This window comes from Parabacteroides sp. APC149_11_2_Y6 (assembly GCF_054506995.1).
This window is the reverse complement of record NZ_CP173709.1, coordinates 2,313,045-2,330,391: the sequence shown is the minus strand read 5'-3', so window position 1 is coordinate 2,330,391 and position 17,347 is coordinate 2,313,045. Positions and strand designations below refer to the sequence as shown.

13 protein-coding genes are annotated in these 17,347 nt (G+C 45.8%); 1 reads left to right on the top strand and 12 read right to left on the bottom strand.

Annotated features, from left to right (window positions below; genetic code table 11):
• Positions 1-3: 3 nt before the first annotated feature.
• From ACGE0T_RS09465 to ACGE0T_RS09435, 7 genes are all read right to left on the bottom strand, one after another.
• The gene (locus tag ACGE0T_RS09465; RefSeq protein WP_459190214.1) at positions 4-1,035 is read right to left on the bottom strand and encodes an o-succinylbenzoate synthase; all 1,032 of its coding nucleotides are present in this window, start codon (positions 1,033-1,035) and stop codon (positions 4-6) included.
• A gap of 9 nt (positions 1,036-1,044) precedes the next feature.
• On the bottom strand, positions 1,045-1,869 hold the full coding sequence (gene menB / locus ACGE0T_RS09460) for a 1,4-dihydroxy-2-naphthoyl-CoA synthase (RefSeq protein ID WP_459190213.1): 825 nt from the start codon (positions 1,867-1,869) through the stop codon (positions 1,045-1,047).
• Between the two features lie 60 nt (positions 1,870-1,929).
• Entirely contained in the window at positions 1,930-3,621 is a 1,692-nt protein-coding gene (gene menD, locus ACGE0T_RS09455; RefSeq protein ID WP_459190212.1) for a 2-succinyl-5-enolpyruvyl-6-hydroxy-3-cyclohexene-1-carboxylic-acid synthase, read from the bottom strand.
• Between the two features lie 78 nt (positions 3,622-3,699).
• Positions 3,700-4,650, bottom strand: coding sequence for a hypothetical protein (locus tag ACGE0T_RS09450; RefSeq protein WP_459190211.1), 951 nt, complete (start codon positions 4,648-4,650; stop codon positions 3,700-3,702).
• Between the two features lie 255 nt (positions 4,651-4,905).
• Positions 4,906-5,994, bottom strand: a complete 1,089-nt coding sequence (locus tag ACGE0T_RS09445; RefSeq protein WP_459190210.1) for an isochorismate synthase — start codon at positions 5,992-5,994, stop codon at positions 4,906-4,908.
• On the bottom strand, positions 5,991-7,223 hold the full coding sequence (locus ACGE0T_RS09440) for a Cof-type HAD-IIB family hydrolase (protein ID WP_459190209.1): 1,233 nt from the start codon (positions 7,221-7,223) through the stop codon (positions 5,991-5,993). Before ACGE0T_RS09440 ends, ACGE0T_RS09445 begins: the two co-directional genes overlap by 4 nt.
• Positions 7,224-7,391: 168 nt before the next feature.
• The gene (locus ACGE0T_RS09435; RefSeq protein WP_459190449.1) at positions 7,392-9,320 is read right to left on the bottom strand and encodes an AAA domain-containing protein; all 1,929 of its coding nucleotides are present in this window, start codon (positions 9,318-9,320) and stop codon (positions 7,392-7,394) included.
• 106 nt (positions 9,321-9,426) lie between these two features.
• Between ACGE0T_RS09435 and ACGE0T_RS09430 the strand changes: the two genes are divergently transcribed.
• A complete protein-coding gene (locus ACGE0T_RS09430; protein ID WP_459190208.1) occupies positions 9,427-10,716 on the top strand; it encodes an L-cysteine desulfidase family protein in 1,290 nt (429 codons plus the stop codon).
• A gap of 478 nt (positions 10,717-11,194) precedes the next feature.
• Here ACGE0T_RS09430 and ACGE0T_RS09425 read toward each other — a convergent pair whose 3' ends face one another.
• The 5 genes from ACGE0T_RS09425 to ACGE0T_RS09405 are packed head-to-tail and all read right to left on the bottom strand — an operon-like array spanning position 11,195 to position 17,345.
• Positions 11,195-12,097, bottom strand: coding sequence for a DUF5106 domain-containing protein (locus tag ACGE0T_RS09425; RefSeq protein WP_459190207.1), 903 nt, complete (start codon positions 12,095-12,097; stop codon positions 11,195-11,197).
• Positions 12,098-12,157: 60 nt separating this feature from the next.
• Entirely contained in the window at positions 12,158-12,736 is a 579-nt protein-coding gene (locus tag ACGE0T_RS09420; RefSeq protein WP_459190206.1) for a hypothetical protein, read from the bottom strand.
• A 16-nt stretch (positions 12,737-12,752) separates the two neighbouring features.
• The gene (locus tag ACGE0T_RS09415; RefSeq protein ID WP_459190205.1) at positions 12,753-14,360 is read right to left on the bottom strand and encodes a fimbrial protein; all 1,608 of its coding nucleotides are present in this window, start codon (positions 14,358-14,360) and stop codon (positions 12,753-12,755) included.
• A gap of 12 nt (positions 14,361-14,372) precedes the next feature.
• A complete protein-coding gene (locus tag ACGE0T_RS09410; protein ID WP_459190204.1) occupies positions 14,373-16,325 on the bottom strand; it encodes a hypothetical protein in 1,953 nt (650 codons plus the stop codon).
• Positions 16,326-16,337: 12 nt separating this feature from the next.
• Entirely contained in the window at positions 16,338-17,345 is a 1,008-nt protein-coding gene (locus ACGE0T_RS09405) for a FimB/Mfa2 family fimbrial subunit (protein ID WP_459190203.1), read from the bottom strand.
• Positions 17,346-17,347 lie beyond the last annotated feature (2 nt).

Genomic DNA, 17,347 nt, shown 5'->3' with positions numbered 1-17,347 from the left:
AGGTTACAGATTATACCATAAGCAGTCTTTCCGGATACTGAGGGGCATTTCTATATTATCGGTGAAAAGCGCACCGGTACCCAGCCCTTGTGGCAGCGGATTATCGAATGTGGCACACCATTGCGCAATGGCATTCAGCCCGATATTGGATTCGAGTGCCGACGTTATCCACCAACCGATATGCTGCTTTTCGGCTTCCGCTATCCATTCGTTTCCCCCGTTGATGCCTCCATGCAGCGAAGGTTTCAGGATGATGTATTGGGGACGGATTGTGGCAAGCAGCTTCTTTTTATCTGCCGGGTTATTGCAACCGATTAATTCTTCATCGAGTGCGATGGGGAGAGGTGTCGATGCTGTCAGGCGTGCCATTTCTTCCCATTGTCCGGCACGGATAGGCTGTTCTATGGAATGGAGGTTCAGTTCGGCAAGGCGGTTCAGTTTATCCATTGCATCCAAAGGGGAGAATGCTCCGTTGGCATCTACACGCAACTCTATTTCTTTGGAAGAGAAATGGGCGCGGATATGTTGAAGTAATGCCAGTTCTTCCTCAAAATTGATTGCTCCGATTTTTAGTTTGATACAACGGAAACCTGCTTGCATCTTGGCCTCGATTTGCGCTAACATTTTCCGGTAGTCGCCCATCCAGATAAGCCCGTTGATGGGGATTCCGGCTTCACCGCGTGAGAAAGGGGTATCCCATAAGGCGTAACTTCCGGTTTCCAGATTGCGGAGGGCGGTTTCCAAGCCGAACAGGATGGACGGGTAGGGACGGAGAGCTTCTTTATCCAGCATCCCGGTAGCGGTAAACTGTTCGCAAGCATGCTTTAAGATAGCTTCGTAATCCGGCAAATCGTCGCAACTGAGCTTCGGCAATGGGGCACATTCGCCGATACCTGTATAACCGGGCTTTTCATCCGAGGTCAGGTGCAGGAACCAGCATTTCCGTACGGTATAAATTCCCCGCGAAGTTCCGGCAGGTTGTTTGAAGTGCAGGGTGCGGGGAATGATTCGGATCGTATAATGAACGGTATTCATTTTCTTTGGTTACGGGAATTTAGGATAATCCTCAAATCGCGGACGGCGTTTTTCCAGGAATGCTTTACCTCCTTCCTGCGCTTCGTCTGTCATATAATAAAGCATGGTGGCATCTCCTGCCAATTCCTGGATACCTGCCTGGCCATCCAGTTCCGCATTCAGACCGGCTTTGATCATACGAAGAGCCAGCGGGCTGTGCAGCATCATTTCTTCCGACCATTGCACATATTCGTCTTCCAGTTTGTCTAAGGGTACGACTTTGTTTACCAGTCCCATGTCCAATGCTTCCTGTGCATTGTACTTCCGGCATAAGAACCAGATTTCACGGGCTTTCTTCTGACCGACGATGCGGGCGAGATAAGAAGAGCCGAAACCTGCATCGAAGCTACCTACGCGGGGACCTGTCTGTCCGAAAATAGCGTTTTCGGAAGCGATAGTCAGGTCGCACATTACATGCAACACATGTCCGCCACCGATTGCAAAACCGTTTACCGCTGCAATTACCGGCTTCGGAAGGGAACGGATTTGTTTCTGTACGTCGAGCACATTCAAACGGGCTACGCCATCTTTGCCTACATACCCGCCGTGGCCTTTTACATTCATATCGCCACCTGCACAGAATGCCACGTCACCGGCTCCGGTCAGTACCACTACGTTTATATCCTGGCGTTCGCGGCAGATATAAAAAGCATCGCTCATTTCTGTTGTGGTGGTAGGGGTAAAGGCATTGCGGTACCGTTCACGGTTGATGGTGATACGGGCGATTCCTTTGTAGAAATCGAACAGGATGTCTTCGTATTGTTTGATGGGGGTCCATTCTCTTTTTGTTTCCATATTTCTTATTCTTTATATGTATTTATTATTTTGTTGATATTCCGATCATGATGATGGTGTTTATTTCTTAAGTGAATGGTAATATGCTTTGAGCAGACGAACATCTTCCGTTGCATCTGTGAATACCTCCATCAGCATCGGCTGGTTATAAGGAGCAGGCTGGGTAAAGGTAGTCATGGCTTCCGTCAGCTCTTCCATATTATTTACGGCAAAATAGGCGAATCCCCGTTCTTCCGCCCATCCTTTGGCGGATGTCTTGTGGGGGGCTGTTACAAACCGGTGTGTCTTGTCTGCCATCTTTAAGCCGGGTAAGGCGTGGAATATTTCACCGCCTCCGTTGTTCAGTAGCATGATTCGTAAATTACAACCGTAGTTACTGTTCCATAATGCGTTCATATCATAGAAAAAACTCAGGTCGCCTAATGCAACAAAGTTCAGTTTGTCCGAGCATACGGAATATCCGATGGCAGTGGAGAGCGAACCTTCGATACCGCTTGTACCGCGGTTGCAACACACTTCTATATCTTCGGGCAATTTATATAACTGTGCGTAGCGAACGGTGGAACTGTTACCCAGATGCAGCGCTGCCGGTACCGGAATCGATTTGAGAAGTGCCCCGATTGCAGCCATTTCCGAATAAGCAAATTCAGGTTCCGGTAAATCCCGTGTTTTGTTTTCCCAGGTACGAGGGTATTCCGTCGGTTTATTTTCCAGCAGGAATGCAATCTTTTCGAGGAATTCGAACGGGTCCATTTCGATTACGGTTGTCAGTGAACCATATAAATCCGCAACCTCTCCATCCGGTGAAACATGCCAGTGTTCGCGAGGGGGATGGGTACGTAAAAACTGTTTGAGGCGCTTGGAGACGATATGTCCGCCGTATGTGATTACCAGGTCGGGGACTAAATCCTGTAGGGAAGTACGTTCGTTTGCTTCTGTCGTGCCGTGGGTATCCAATGCATATAGCGCTGCGTCGAAATTCTTTACGGGTATTCCCGGTACAATCCGGTTCCCTATATGCTCTGTCAACCAGACAAAGTGTTTATAAAGTTGCTTGGTATATTTCTTTTCGAAAAGGTAAATCAGGCTCATTTGTCCTGCAATAATCATCCTGCGGTTATATTTGTTCAGCCGCTCGATTAATCCGGAATATTCCCGGTCGTATACGTTCAGTCCCTGATAGCGGGTTATGACACGTACTTCAGGCAGTTCCTCCACCGTAAACCGGAACAGAGGCTCGGAAATAGGGATATTGATGTGTACCGGTCCTTTGCCATGATGGTTCAGCTCAAGCAATGCTTCATTGACAAGGCGGTTGCAATACCATTCGTCTTCATCCGTATGGATTTCCGGCAGGTTGACCGATTTCTTTACTAATGTCCCGAATATCCCGGGTTGCGGCAATGTCTGCCCGTCCATTTGCCCGATCCATGCCCCCGGACGGTCTGCCGAGATAACCACCAACGGAACTTTCTGGTAGAAAGCCTCCGAAACGGCCGGATGGATGTTCAGTAAAGCGCTGCCGGATGTACAACAGATTGCTGCCGGTTGTCCGCCGTGCAAAGCCAGTCCGAGTGCGAAGAAAGCGGCACTTCGTTCATCAGTCATCGAATAGCAGGTAAAAAACGGATGGTTGGCCAGTGTGTGTACAATAGGTGCATTCCGGCTACCCGGACAAAGTACAATCTTTTTTATATCATGTTCCTTTAATAAGGCTACGAGTTGGAGGATATTCTTCTTATCTGTGTACATATTATATTCAGATATTATGTTTACTCGCAAAAGTAGACATAATATCCGAATAACGGAAAGATTTATTTGTCAATAAGGTCATTCCCAACCGACCTGTTTTTCGTCGGCAATGAGCATGTAAACTCCCTTTTCGTAAGGTAACATATTCAGCTTCCGGGCAATCTGCTCGTCAAAGGAAAACAAATGTACTCCTTCCGGGCTTTTAGCTCTTGCCAACAGGCGCTCTCCTTTATATGAGACATATGTATTTAAAGGAAGCGGAATGATATTGGAAGTTTCTGCCTTGGTCTTTACGGTTTCCCCTTCGTATGTTTGCCATTTACCTCCGGTGTAAACGGAACGGAGAATAAGTTTTCCCTGAGGGGTTGCTTCGTATAATTCGGCTCCTTCCACCGGGGCGTAATAGTTGTCGAATTTATATTCGGGTGTACCTCCGTATCCTAATTTGGAAGTAGTAAATCCTCCGCCGCCGAAAGGAGGTGCATCGGTAACATTCCCTCCCAAGGCCGGGCCGTAGGGAATTACAAGATTGTTTAAATCGTTGGAATAGAAACGAATTACGGCATAACCTGCACCGTCCGGTTTAAATTTGGTTCCGGCATAATCCAACCGCAGTCCCCAATAGACCTCTAGTAGGGTAATCATATTTTTTGTATCGCCAACGGTAGCAACAAAACCTCCGACTGTACCTCCGTAAGTATTTTCCATGTATGTGGTTATATCGCTGATAGGAATCACTTTCTGTAATAGTGTAGCTTGGGTAGGGAATGGAACCGTTTCCCTGAATTGTTTGAGTTTTGTGCATTCATCAGCCGGAAGTCCGGTTGTTATCGATGTACTTAAGTGGATAAACTCATCGTTTGTCATGTTATTTTTTTCCAGCAAGGAAGGTAACAACTCCGGAAATCCCTCTATTTGAGATGCAGTTTCATTATCGTATTGTCCCTGAAAAACGGTATATTCTTTTTGGGAACAGGACAAAAACAGAATGGATAGGAAAAGGATGCCTATCTTGTTTTTAGTAGTCATAGTGTTATTTGTTTAAGAAAATGTATTCGGCAACAAAAGTAGTAAATTAAGACATAAGGTATGATGGGGTAAAACAAGGATAGTTATGGTTTTTCAAAATGATGGAGATGTGTCAAAAGCATATATTAGGGAACACAGACAACACAGACAGAGCGCAGATTTACGCAGACCATATTTTTTCAATAAATAATCTACGTAATCTGCGTTCCCTAATAGCTTTTTGACACATCCCCATCATTTGAAACTTTCATGATATTATATCAGTCTGCGCATCGTTTGTAATTTATCTTCCGTTTCCTGCCATTCTTCTTCCGGTTGGGAGGATGCAAGCAGACCGCCTCCCGCATAAAGCGTCAGGCATTGACTGCCGATATGCATGCAGCGGAGGTTCACATACAAATCACTCCGCTTTTCAGGGTCCAGCCAGCCAATGAAACCGGAATAGTAGCGGCGGTCGTATCCTTCATTCTCGAGGATAAAACGATAAGTTTCTTCTTTCGGCAATCCGCAGACCGCAGGGGTGGGATGGAGGCATTTCAGTAAATCGCCTAACCGCTTATGATCCGGTATGGAAAAACAGAAGTCACTTCTTAGATGGGATAGCTCCCCGGCACGAACAGCAAAAGGTTCCGTCTCCGTAGGCGCAATACCTAATGAAATAAGTTTATTTCGGATATAAGCTGCTACATATCCCTGCTCTTCCTTGTTCTTTTCGTCCCAGAATGTAGGCAGTTCACCGTTCTGAAGCGGCTGTGTGCCGGCCAGGGCGACAGTATGCCATTCGCCGTTTTCACCGGAAAGAATGATTTCGGGCGTACTGCCCAGCCAGGTTCCTGTTTCCGGAGTGTGGCAGAGGTAGACATATGAGCGGGTATACCGTTTGCAAGCCTGGTAAAAGGCGTTTCCCGGTGAGAAATTCCCCGGCCTTTGTAAGGTCAGGCTACGGGATAAGACCAGTTTGTCGAATCTTTTGCTTCGGAGAGGCTTAGTAAAACAATCGAACACTCGCATATATTCCTGTTTGAGACAGGCATTATCCGAAGAAAATGAAGATATAGCTTCTTTTCCCTTTTCTGTGGAATCCGGAACTTTGTTTACTTCCTCCAAATCGAAAACATCCGGCTCGATTAAAACAATCGGTGTTTCGAGAGACGGACAGAAAGGCGTAATTACGAAACCTTTCTGTTCATCCAGTTTTCCGATATCGTATAAAACACGCGCAGAACCGGAGGCCTGCATAGCAAACCGGGGTAATTCTCCCGGTATACGCCAAATTGCAAAGCTCCGGTCCTGCCTGATTAGTGTATCTATCTTATTATTGTAATGTTCTTCTTCCGGAATCATTTCTTTTTTAATATACTGTTAACTACACGTATGGAGGATACCAGTTTGTCCGTAGAGGTAAACACGTCTACATTCCATACATGCGAGGAGCGTCCTTTGTGAATAATCGTAGCGACAGCCCGAACCGTATCACCTTCGTGAGCCGATGACATATGATTGCCGCTAACCTGCATTCCCACAACAATCTCATCCGGTTGTGCCAGAATCATGGAACCCAGTCCGGCAACCGTTTCCGCCAAGGCAAGTGTAGCACCGCCGTGCAGGATACCGAAAGGCTGGCGGGTACGTTCGTCTACCGGCATGGTTGCTTCCACGCGGTCTTCGGAGGCATAGGTATATTGGATACCCAGGTTCCCCATCAGCGCATGTTTGGCACGGGCATTCAATTGGGTGAGCGGTACTTCAGTGGGCTTGATGGCGGCAAGGATTGCTTTTTCGACGGCTACCGCCACACCGTCCATGCTGTTAGGCAATGTGATGAAGTCGGCACAAGCCTTTACAGAGTCCCGTGCATTCCCCATAGCCACTCCGGTTCCGGCAAGTTGTAACATGGATACGTCGGCCACACCATCCCCGATGGCAACCACTTCTTCGGTTGTAATTTTCAGCTTCTCCATCAATACGGCAAGCGTATTCCCCTTGTTAATGAACCTGGGTACCACTTCCAGGAAGTAATCTTCCGAGCGGAACACATCCAGCACGCCGTCCAGACGTTTCTTCCAATGGCTTTCGAGTCCTACCAGTTCTGTCTCATCGTCGCTTGCCAGTACACATTTGCATGGGCTGAAGTCGATGGCATCGGGGAAGTTATCCACTGCAACAATCCGCATATTGTTCAGTTTGGCTTCCTGGCAGACATAGATATTGTTGGGAGAGTCGGTCAGGAGGTAGTCCTTATGGTACGTGAAGATGGCAAAGTTGTTCTTCTTCGCCTTTTTATCCAGATAAGCGAGCATTTCGGGATTGATGCGTTTCTCATACAGCAATTCCCCGGTCTGGGCATTGATAATCTGTCCACCGTTATAAGAAAGTATATACCCTCCGTAATGATTTAACTCCAAGGCTTCCGCCAATGGAAGAACGCCTCCGGTAGGTCTTCCGGACGCCAATACGATATGCACTCCCATTTGCTGTACCTTCAGAAGGGCAGCACGGGTGCGGGGGCTTATTTCCTTATTGTCATTCAGTAATGTCCCGTCTACATCGAGAACCAGTAATTTGTACTTCATGGCGTTGTGTTATTTAGATGTTTGTGTTACAAACGTAAGTAAAAAAATCGGTTTATTAAGAACGTATTCCTCCCGGATTGCAGATAATTTATACTTTATTTACCTCAGGAAACAGGAACAACCCCTTATGCAGCCAACGTTTGGCACTTGTGTCGGTAGCCGTATCCGTTAACAGTCGGGAGCGGAAGGGGGCGGCAACTCGATGACGTTACCATTCTCCGAGATATACGCATACAGTTCCCTGTAGAACGCATGCCGGGTCAGGGTAGAAGCGTCGCCGATAATAATCAGCTTCATCCGCGCCCGGGTGATGGCCACGTTCATGCGGCGGAGGTCGTTCAGGAAGCCAATCTGCCCTTTGTCGTTCGCACGGACAAGGCTTATCAGGATGACATCCCGTTCCTGTCCCTGAAAACCGTCCACCGTATGGACCGCGATGAGTTTCCGGAACGGCTTGAAGAACGCATTCCGCTTTATCAGCCCCCGGATATACTGCACCTGCGATTTGTAGGGCGAAATCAGTCCGAAGTCGATGCCCTCATCCAAGACTCGTTCCTTGCTTATCTTTTCGATGTAGGCCTGTAGCTGCCCGACGAGCAATCCTGCCTCTTGCCGGTTCATGCGGCTCATGCTGTCCGAAAGCTGATCTTCTTCGAAATCGCAGTCTGCCGTATTGTACCAGACTACAGGCGTATCGTATTCCAGAATACCGCGGTATTTGACATCCGGTGCCGATTGCAGTTCGTTGTTATAGAACCAGCGTGAGGGGAAACGCATAATATCGTCGTTCATCCGGTATTGTATCTTTAGCAGGGAAACCGTTTCCGGTTTGTTGGCTATGACCTTTTGCATCAAGGTCTGGTCCAGTCCGCCCCGTGCCGCCTCTATACATTTGATAGTAGGGGGAAGTTGGTGATGGTCGCCGGCTAAAACCACACGGTCCGCCTTTTCGATAGCAATCCAGCATGCAGCCTCGAGCGCCTGTGCCGCCTCATCGATAAAGAGCGTACTGAAACGGCGGTTCGTCAGCACCCGGTTGGCGGAACCTACCAAGGTACATGCCACGACACGTGCTTCGTCGAACAATTCTGCATCTATCTTCACTTCCAGTTCGGTGGCACGGAAGCGGAGACGGGAAAGGCGGTTGCGTGCCGTATCTTTCTCGCTGTGGCTTTTCTTGCGCATGTTCGACTGGGTTTCGCGGATTGCTTTGCGTACGCTCCACAGTTCGGCATAGTCGGGGTGCGCTTCAAAGCGGCGCTCGTAGGTAAAGGAAAGCATCTTGTCGTTTACGCGGGTGGGGTTGCCGATGCGGAGGACGTTGATACCCCGGTCGGTCAGTTTCTCGGCAATCCAGTCGACTGCCGTATTGCTTTGGGCGCAGACTATCACCTGGTTCTCACGGTGCAGGGTTTCGTAGACGGCTTCGACCAGCGTGGTCGTCTTGCCCGTTCCGGGAGGGCCGTGTACGATGGCTACCTCCTTGGCAGCAAGCACATGGTTCACCGCCTCTTCCTGGGTAACGTTCAGCCAGGGAAAGCGGATAGGGAAAAGGGACAGTTTTCCGGCCGGCACCTTCCCAAGCAAGACTTCACGCAGGTGTGACAAACGGTTATCTTTTGCTTTCATCACAGTGGATAGCGCGCTAAACATTGTCTTGTAGCTCGTTTCGTCGAAATAGAGCTGTACACCCATATCCATCCCCTTTTCCACATCGAGCAGGGCGGAGGGGTTAGGTAGTGCCACTACCATCCGGTCGTCCTGCACATAGCTGATGACGGCGGAGAAGTTCAGGTACTTCGGTCGTCCGCCACTGTCCACCGTAAAGAAGCAAACCGGACGCCCGTATTCAAAGTTATGTTCCGTCTCCTTGTCCGCTGTCCGTTCAATTTCCACAACGAGCTGGTTCAGCGAATTGTAGTAGCTTCTACCTCTCGATACAGGATACCAGCAGAAGCCCTGCTGTATTTTGCGTTGGATGCCGATGCGTTCGGATTGTTCCCGGTAGGTCTCTTTTTCATACGCGTACTCCATTTGGAGCAGGTCATACAGGTGTTGCAGGCCGGCAACCGGGGATATGCTGTTGTTTGATGCCATGTTCGTTTCAGTTACAGGGCGCAAATGTACAAATATTTGGGTAGGGATAAAGGCTGTATTGCCCTTTTGATTACCTTTGTCCATCGAATGATATAAATTCTAAACCATGGATAATAAGACAAAAGCACAAATCATCAAACTAATTCACCAGGAGGTAATTCCTGCTATCGGCTGTACGGAACCTGTAGCCGTTGCCCTTGCTGCTGCAAAAGCTGCTGAAACACTGGGTGCCAAGCCCACAAAGATAGAGGTCTTCCTCAGTGCCAACATCCTGAAGAACGCCATGGGCGTAGGTATCCCCGGTACCGGTATGGTGGGGCTTCCCATCGCTATCGCCCTCGGCTCGCTGATTGGCAAGTCTGCCTACGGGCTGGAAGTACTGCGCGACCTGACCCCGGACACACTTGCAGAAGGGAAGCAGATGATAGAAAGCAAATGCATCCATATCGCCTTGAAGGAAAACGTGGACAAACTCTATATCGAAGTGAACTGCTCGGCAGGGGAAGATACCTCCAAGGTTATCATCTGCCATGAACATACGAATATCATCTATGTGGAGAAGAACGGCGAAGTCCTGACCGACTTGCGCCAGTCCGGAAACGGCTCCGAGGAAGTTTGTGCCGCGCACGACGAACTGAAGTTATCTTTCTCTACCGTCTACGAGTTTGCTATGGAGATGCCTTTGGACGACATCCGTTTCATCCTCGAAACTGCCGACCTGAATAAGAAAGCCGCCGAAGCCTCTATCCGGGGAAACTTCGGGCATACGGTAAGCAAGACCGTCTCCGGTGCCTTCGGAAAAAAATATATGGGCGAATCCCCTTACACCCACATGCTGGTGATGACGGCTGCCGCCTGCGACGCCCGTATGGACGGTGCCATGATACCCGTTATGAGCAACTCCGGCAGTGGCAACCAGGGCATAGCTGCCACCTTGCCCGTCCTTTCCTTTGCCGAAGATATCAAATGTACTGAAGAGCAACTTATCCGCGCCCTGATGCTGAGCCACCTGATGGTGATATACATCAAGCAGAGCTTGGGACGCCTTTCCGCCCTTTGCGGTTGCGTGGTAGCTGCCACGGGAGCCAGTTGCGGCATAACTTACCTGATGGGAGGCAGCAAGACGCAAATCTCGTATGCCATCAAGAACATGATTGGCAATATCACCGGAATGATATGCGACGGTGCAAAGCCCAGCTGTGCGATGAAGGTATCGAGCGGCGTATCCACGGCTATGCTGTCCGCATTGATGGCGATGGAAGATAAGGTGGTAACCCCGGTAGAGGGTATTATCGATGAGGATGTGGACAAGTCCATCACAAACCTTACCTCCATCGGCTCGAAGGGCATGGAAGCCACGGACAGGCTGGTGCTGGATATTATGACACATAAATAATGTGTCAAAAAGCTATTACTGAACGCTGATGACACGGAACACGCAGATTTACGCAGACCATATTTTTCAATAAATAATCTGCGCTCTGTCTGTGTAGTCTGCGTTCCCTAATATAGACTTTTAACACCCAAGGGGTTACTTTTAGTGAGGCAACCCCTTTCTTGGCAAAGCCCTGTGAATCAGGGGATGGATTTTGGTAGAACCTCTGAATTGTACATGTAGGGGTACATAGACGAGGTTGATACTAAAAAAATCTGTCCGGTAAATGAATGATTTTTTTGCTTGCCCCGATTTCTACCAGCCTGGTATTTATATTGTAAAACGGAGCCCCCTTTTTGTACTCAGTTCCCATTTGGGATAACGTATGTTTTTCTGCTCCAATTTGTCATACAGGACGTTTATTTTTTGTCGCGGGATGGTTTTGCGGTTTCCCTTTTGGAGATTGATAAACGCCATTACTACAACGTTTCTTGTTGTTTCAATCAAAAGCCTGGAGATAACTCACCAGTTCCTCTACTCTCATATCTTTTAGAACGACTCGTTTGTCTTTGTCAAGCAGATATAAACAAGGAACGGCTTTTAAATCGTAAAGCTGTTGTTCTCTTAATGCCTGTCCGGCGTACCCGTTTATCCAACTTTGCGGATAAGCTGTACTTTTCCACAGTCCGTTGTCCTCACCGGGATATATGGCTACAATCTTCAAGTTGGAGGCGGTGAGCTCGGATAAGCGCTTTTTCACTTGTTTACATTCCTCACAATCCGGGTTGTTGAAAAATAAGACCGTGTAGAGGGTGTTAATCTCGGAGAGTCTCATCTTTCGACCGCTTTTCAAAGTGAATTCAAAATCGGCTGCAATTATTCCCGGACGGTTTTTGAGTGCTGTTTCAAGTTGGTAGCGAGGACGTATCTTCTGTAACTCATTGACCTGCTCATCGGCAATAACAGCCCGCAGGACAATGATATAATAAAATTCGTTACGAAACGGGGAGTTGGGTTCGTAAAGGTATTTTTCATATAATTCCGTAAAATGCAAGAACATCCTCTTGCTACCGATGATTGCTTTATGTAACATTGAGGAGATACTTTTTTCGACTACAGCATTCGTGGTATGAGAAAAAAGATTCAGGTAGTCCACAAACGCTTGTTCGATAATTTCTGTTTTACGGATAAGGGTGGTATCGGCAAAATTGAAGTTATCCCAATAATGAGAAACGAGATAATCAGCCCGCTCTTTTGATGATTGTAGCATCATTGGAATCTCTGGAAGCGTGAAAGCAGCTGTTTGTGTGATCCGGTTGTGCTGTTGTTTTCGTTCTTGGCTACTACAACAGCTGACGGATGAGAAAATCAAAAGTAACAAAGCAATATTTAATCTGTTCATAGTTGTAAATCCTCTAATCATTTGAGTATATTTTTTCTATATAAGAATATGTGATTTTTGTTATGGCGTTTTTTTTCGGGTTAGGACATTTATGATATAGAAAGGCAAAGCAAGCGTAGCACTAACCAAACAGATTGCCAGCCCGCCCCCAGCAATAAGGATGCGCAATAGTTTTGAACCGTACAGCCTCCACAAGGGCTGTTGCACAAGCCTTATAGCTATACATGCCGTATCCACGTTTGCTACCATTGACTGATGGTTTATGTCCGGCTCCCGTACCGGCTCATATTTCTTTGCATTGGAACATTTCTCTTCGAACCAGTTATTTGTTTGCATTTTAGCACTGAGAATATGTGATTTTAGCACGGATGATAATATAAAACATGTCCATTCATTATCAATCAGTATATTACATACTACCGTCAGAAGATTAATACATTCATCGGGAACAATCAGATAAGCCTCTTTATTAACTTTATCCAAATGTGAATCTTTATTCCCTATCCAATCAGGATAAAGGATTGATAAATAATAAGCTGACCGGCCATAAGCGACAAATCTGTTGTGTTCATCCATATGTATATAAATATACTCTTGATTACCGGCTTCTTGTTTGTGAATCTCTTCAATTTGAATCATAGTATATCCTCCTTTATTAACTGCTTTCTTGTCGGATACGAAGTTCATAATATCCATTTTTACCGAACAAACGAACTTTTCCCTCACGAGCTACACCCGTGTCGTTTTCCTTTATATGAATAAAAATATGATCGTTATCCGAGTCTATCTGCTGGAAAAGGGTCGTCCCTTCATGCCGTTGCTCGGCAATCCCCATCCAGGGCAGGTTTCCGATTATTTCCCCGTAATATGTATCAAGCATCGGTATCACTGTATATGACCGGTTTATCGAAGGCTTTCGTTCGACAATTACTTCTTTTTGCAGAACACCGTACTGGATGGTACTCGTAAATACATTGCCAGGCATGTCATTCAAGTCTGTGTAATACAATTCCATTTCAACTGGATTGTCGGGCGTATCGTTACAAGTTATCATTTCTGTTACAAATAACCCGTTGGTCTTTACCTTTATTCCTCCACGGTTACGATTCGGGTAATCAGGGTCAAATGTAGTATAACCGCTCAATGACTGGTTTCGGATAGTCCGATAGCAATAACCCAAGGGGAAAGATTCCAGCAATTCATCACTGTATATGAACCAATGCGAACTCTCGAATCCCATTTGATAACCATTTTGCAAAAAGTCCTCCTGATAAGAATGTGAACCGGTATAATCCAGAATTATTAATGCCTCCATATCATTAGTAAAACCATTCGCTTTCGCATTTTCCAATGAATTGGCTCCATATCCCGAAACACTCTGAATATTGATTTTATAATAGTTGTTGCCGACAATGGATGTCAGCGGTTCTTTGTTTCCCGAAGCATTGGCCGCGATCAGACGAAGTTTATAGTAACCTTCCTTTTTAGTTCCGTCCGCTGCAGTGTATTCTCCGGATACGATTATATGAAATCCTTGATGGGGGGCAGAGCCTATATTATGAATCTGATATAAGTGAATTGGACTGGTTGCCGGAGCCAAATTGTTTATGGATTCTGTCTGAGTGCTGGTATAATCAGCTTCAGATAACACGGTAGCCTGAGTGGGACATTTTGCCCATTGTACTGAAGAAAGCGTAAAATTATTGGCTGCTACTTCCACGCTGAACTTCGCCACATTTCGTTTTAAGTTGAAAGTACTGCTGCCGTCCATAGCATTGCGGATAGCTGTTGCGTTGAGAGCAGGTAAGGTTATTTTATTTGTAGCCATCACATACGGAGGAGTAACCAATGCTGTCTCACTCTCGCATATCTGGTTCTCCAAATCCTGTAAAGTATTTATTTCCCCTTCTGCCATAGGGTGGTTGGCAACCAGATACATGGTATGTCTCCCTGTGGCTGAAGATATATTTACTGTCAGCTTATATGCCGTGCCCGTCCATTCCAGTGATGGATGTTGGTGTAAAACGATCTTGTTTTCACTGTTAAATACCAGAAAATCTACACTTTCTACCATTTCATCGTCAGCAGGTGTATCTGTAGCCCGTGTCTGTACTACTGGCTCATGTTGCACGTTCAATCTTAATACCACCTTTTCCGAAGTAGTCGGCATTACGGTGTCGTCAGGTATTTCTTTGCTGCAGGCACTCACGCAGAAAAGAAAAAACAACCCGATGATTCGTATATGTTTTTGTATCAATGTCATAACTGCAATTTATTAATAACGTGGTTTTACGCAACGAACTGTATGATTTCCTTCCCGTAATGTTTCCGTTGTATCACTTCCGTCCGGGTCGTTTATGGTAGCTACAATAAAAGTATCGCCGTTCTTCCCCCAATAGCTGTCTGAAAAGAAATTATTGGGTAATCCGTTGGTCCCGGCATATAAGAATACATACTTCATCTCCTCGCCGATAGGTAAACGCCAGCCTGCCCCCATACTTGTACAAACCGAAGAAGCACCATCTATCTTGATGCCGGTAACGTCTTCATTTGAAACGATAAATTCCGAAAGCTCCGGTGGACGGGTATCAAGAACACATAAATAAGGATAGCTTTGATATTTAGCGGCTTCTATATAATAATAATATTTATCTGCAATATATGCTTGGGTACTATTGGCTTCGTCAATACACCAACTGGGAAGCTCTGCATATGCCCAATTTTCATTTATAGTAGGAAGTCTCCAGCACCCTTGTCCTCTTGTCACGTCATCCGGACTGACATTGTCCGGATAATAAGCCCAGCATCCTGTTTTTTGTGCGGCGTCATGGTACAATTTAGCATTATAGTAACCTGCTTGGGTACTATTTGCAGAAGTGGGATAACCCATTGCTCCCGCCCAATTAGCGTATCCTATTCTTCCGGTTACTTCTGTTTGATAAAATTCCAGATTCAGTTTAACTGAGGCTGTTCCTGATTTGAGTGTAGCTATATATGTGATATTTTGACTGCTATTCCAATTTCCCCGTTTAAAACCGATACGTCCGCTTCTTTGGGTTGCGTCATCATATTGTACGGTATATTTCAGTTGACTTTCATTTATACCATTGGGGTATATCATAACAATCGGATTACTACAGGCAAACCGGACATAAGTATCAAACCGGACAGAATTTACTCGAATCGTTTTCTTATTGACTGCCAGAAAATTGGTACCTATAATGTTTATGGGAACATTAATTTCCGACCATCCTGCAACCTTGGCAGTCGCTTCGAGTGATTCCTCTCCATAGCCTTTTATACCGCTGATTATCAAACTATAATGCCGATTGCGGGTAATATTCCAGTCGCTGGAAAAAGAATCGAGAGGGTTCATTCCATCACCGACTGGTAAAGTATAGATACGTGTAACACCGTCTGATACTCCTTTTATCCGCAGAAATGTCCGGAAGCTGTTACTCTCAAGCAAATATTCCGGCAAATAGAGTTCGCCAGACGACCATGTAAAATGATGTTGTTCCGTACTGCCATTTTGTAATTGGAATACATGGTTGTCCAGAAATCCATCCTCTACTTTGTATTTATCCGGAGTCAAATAACTGTATTTGGGAATACGGATAAGTTCCATTGATTCAAACTCTACATACTCTCCGGTCGGAGTATTCTCATTATAAATTTCCGTATTGAGGTCAAACTTCACAGTCAGTTTGGCTATTACACGCTGTAGTGACATTTCCAAACTGGAGACAGGCGTGTTTTGTCCCGGCACATAAATTTCATTTTCGCTCCGCACATTTACATTGAGCAGTTGTCGATAAAATACGAATTTCGAAGCTGTCAGCGTACTTTCGGTATCCATTCGGATTTTCAGATCTTCCGGTGTCGTTATGCCGGAGAGATCTACCGGCTCATTACCGATTATATAAATGTCGTTATATCCCACATAGACAATGGCGGTATAGTTTTCTTCCATACTGATTACATTATTGCTTGTCAGTGTTTTAGGTCCGTATGGATCGGATGTGCGTGTAGAGAAGATGAGCATGCGCAGTTTTGATACTTCATTTTCATCCTCAATGGCAATTCTGGACGAGATATTTATAGACACCTCTTTTTCATCAGCCTGATTATTTTTTTCAGGCAATTCTTCCATCTCTTTGATACAGGCTGTAACAAGCCATAACAGCGTACTCAAGAAGCCGATTTTATAGATATGTCTTAGTTTCATTTATAAATACTATTATATTTCTGTGTCTTGTAATACAATTGTCCATTTGTCAATAGTAATGGCTGCCTGCATAAAAGTTCCTGTACCATTATCCAAGTCGTCAGTAAGTGATATTTCTATTTCATAGACATCCTGTCGGTCCAATTCCGACTGAGTGCGGGTATATGGATGTTTCCTGAAAAGCTCAATCAAATCAGCACGATAAAGTTCTTTTATAGTTCCATCTGGCATGGGACGTTCTATTAGTAGGGTTAATTTTTCTCCTTCTACCAACCGCATCAGTGAGAATATACCCGTCAATTCATTCCATTCTTCATTGGTGTTACTTTGGTATGGATAATATATAAGTTCGTTGCCCGAGGCAATTACAGAATTATCAAATTTATAAGTTGCTCCTTTCGGGTCAACCACGCGGATATGTACGCTTTCCGCACAGCGGTGGATACAGGGTATTCCACTCTTTTCGAACCATTTTACCTTAAGGTTCAGTTGGTTCTCGTTTTTAATCAATGACAGCACTTCTGTGCGGTCTATCGTTTTATCCACCGTCACCTGTTTTATGGCATGAAAAACGGGAGTTAAATTGTGGTTCACAATACGGTTCTCATCCGAATTGAGTGATAACATAGCTTGTTCGAATGTCGTTTGTCCGCTCACAAAAGCAGGTTGCAAAGTGACTCTATCGGTCAGATTTCCCCATGCTACTAACGTGTAGTCACCTGTCGGAAGCAAGGGAGTGATATAGAAATTTTCCGGGAAGGGTGAATTCTCACGGGTAATACATTTCATATAATATCCTGCTGCATCGAACATATACAAATCTATTTTTTGCACGTCGATACCGAAACGGTCAGGGTGCATATCATCGGTATGATGGACATATTCGAACGCAACCCGGAACTCTCCCTGCGGACAACCGGAGAAGTCTTCGTTGATACATCCCGTAATAATCCATAAGAGAGATAATAGACAGACTGCCACGGCTTGTCTTCGGTGATATGTATAATGGTTCAATAGCATTT

Excerpts from the sequence above, each read along its gene's own strand:
- ACGE0T_RS09430 (WP_459190208.1), top strand. The coding sequence starts at position 9,427 with ATGGATAATAAGACAAAAGCACAAATCATCAAACTAATTCACCAGGAG.
- ACGE0T_RS09445 (WP_459190210.1), bottom strand. The coding sequence starts at position 5,994 with ATGATTCCGGAAGAAGAACATTACAATAATAAGATAGATACACTAATC.
- ACGE0T_RS09425 (WP_459190207.1), bottom strand. The coding sequence starts at position 12,097 with ATGAACAGATTAAATATTGCTTTGTTACTTTTGATTTTCTCATCCGTC.
- menB (WP_459190213.1), bottom strand. The coding sequence starts at position 1,869 with ATGGAAACAAAAAGAGAATGGACCCCCATCAAACAATACGAAGACATC.
- ACGE0T_RS09420 (WP_459190206.1), bottom strand. The coding sequence starts at position 12,736 with ATGATTCAAATTGAAGAGATTCACAAACAAGAAGCCGGTAATCAAGAG.
- ACGE0T_RS09405 (WP_459190203.1), bottom strand. The coding sequence starts at position 17,345 with ATGCTATTGAACCATTATACATATCACCGAAGACAAGCCGTGGCAGTC.
- menD (WP_459190212.1), bottom strand. The coding sequence starts at position 3,621 with ATGTACACAGATAAGAAGAATATCCTCCAACTCGTAGCCTTATTAAAG.
- ACGE0T_RS09435 (WP_459190449.1), bottom strand. The coding sequence starts at position 9,320 with ATGGCATCAAACAACAGCATATCCCCGGTTGCCGGCCTGCAACACCTG.
- ACGE0T_RS09410 (WP_459190204.1), bottom strand. The coding sequence starts at position 16,325 with ATGAAACTAAGACATATCTATAAAATCGGCTTCTTGAGTACGCTGTTA.
- ACGE0T_RS09440 (WP_459190209.1), bottom strand. The coding sequence starts at position 7,223 with ATGAAGTACAAATTACTGGTTCTCGATGTAGACGGGACATTACTGAAT.
- ACGE0T_RS09415 (WP_459190205.1), bottom strand. The coding sequence starts at position 14,360 with ATGACATTGATACAAAAACATATACGAATCATCGGGTTGTTTTTTCTT.
- ACGE0T_RS09450 (WP_459190211.1), bottom strand. The coding sequence starts at position 4,650 with ATGACTACTAAAAACAAGATAGGCATCCTTTTCCTATCCATTCTGTTT.
- ACGE0T_RS09465 (WP_459190214.1), bottom strand. The coding sequence starts at position 1,035 with ATGAATACCGTTCATTATACGATCCGAATCATTCCCCGCACCCTGCAC.